The sequence below is a fragment of the Chromobacterium sp. ASV23 genome, assembly GCF_016428945.1.
GTDB classification, from domain to species: Bacteria; Pseudomonadota; Gammaproteobacteria; order Burkholderiales; family Chromobacteriaceae; genus Chromobacterium; species Chromobacterium sinusclupearum.
This window is the reverse complement of the sequence record NZ_JAELTR010000153.1, coordinates 1-616: the sequence shown is the minus strand read 5'-3', so window position 1 is coordinate 616 and position 616 is coordinate 1. Positions and strand designations below refer to the sequence as shown.

1 protein-coding gene is annotated in these 616 nt (G+C 42.5%); it reads left to right on the top strand.

Features of this window, described 5'->3' with window-relative positions; all coding sequences use genetic code 11:
* Positions 1–70: 70 nt before the first annotated feature.
* Positions 71–616 (top strand): hypothetical protein (locus JHD59_RS22035; RefSeq protein ID WP_199155841.1); only part of this gene is annotated, 546 nt, incomplete at its 3' end.

The window sequence follows — 616 nt, the reverse complement described above, 5'->3', positions numbered from 1 at the left end:
GGTGCGGCATGATCGCATACGGATCCAATTCGGCTATGTGCTGATTTCCAGTCTCTTTGCGTCATTTTCCATGTCTTCGATGTTTATTGGTGCAGATGTCTGGCGAGATTGGATACGTCAGGATGCCATATCGACATATGTAAAGGAGCATGCGGAAGAACTGGTAAATGTAGGTACATTTATTATTGTTGATCACACTTCTGGTTATCGAGTTGGAGATCGACAAATCTGGAACTATGAATATACCGGAAATATCATTTATGCTCGAGGAGGCAGAAATAGCCTTGGTGTGGATGTGAATGAGTATCGAACCTGGGGTAATGATGAGTTATTGTTGCATGATGCCTACTACCGTGAGCGTTACAATATAAGCCAGTATGATTTTTCAGCGCGCCATGTCTTTCTTGAGATCGAGAATGGAGATTATCATCCTAGTCTGGGTATCGTTTTTGCAATTTCAGCCAATAGTTTGCTGGGTAAGAAGTGGATGCCGGCGACTGGAAGGATATTTGAGATAAGCCATCATGACGAAGCGCGCATATATCCTGTTATGATGAATAAACTGCGCTTGCTGGTATTTAAGCTTGAGAATTACAAGAAGATTAATGGTCCTGTC